Genomic DNA, 223 nt, shown 5'->3' with positions numbered 1-223 from the left:
TTCCCCCAGCGATCGCCCTTATGCGCTTTAATTAACGCAAAGTCAGCTTTAATTGGATTTTCTAAAACGTAGTCTTTACCTTCATAATTCACAGTTGGTTTGCCTTCAGCGAGCAAAGTACCAAAACCTGTAGGTGTGTAGATTGGACCTAAGCCCATACCCGCCGCTTGAATACGGCAAGCCAAGTTGCCTTGCGGTACAAGTTCTAACTCGATTTTGCCTG

At 45.3% G+C, this 223-nt stretch carries 1 protein-coding gene; it reads right to left on the bottom strand.

Going from position 1 to position 223, the window contains the following annotated elements; translation table 11 throughout:
- Positions 1-223: CoA-transferase (locus AC1M9P_RS14690; RefSeq protein ID WP_481588102.1), on the bottom strand; the 223-nt coding region annotated here is incomplete at both ends.

It is taken from the genome of Acinetobacter sp. 25-47-122 (assembly GCF_056779695.1).
This window is presented reverse-complemented; position numbering and strand designations above follow the sequence as displayed.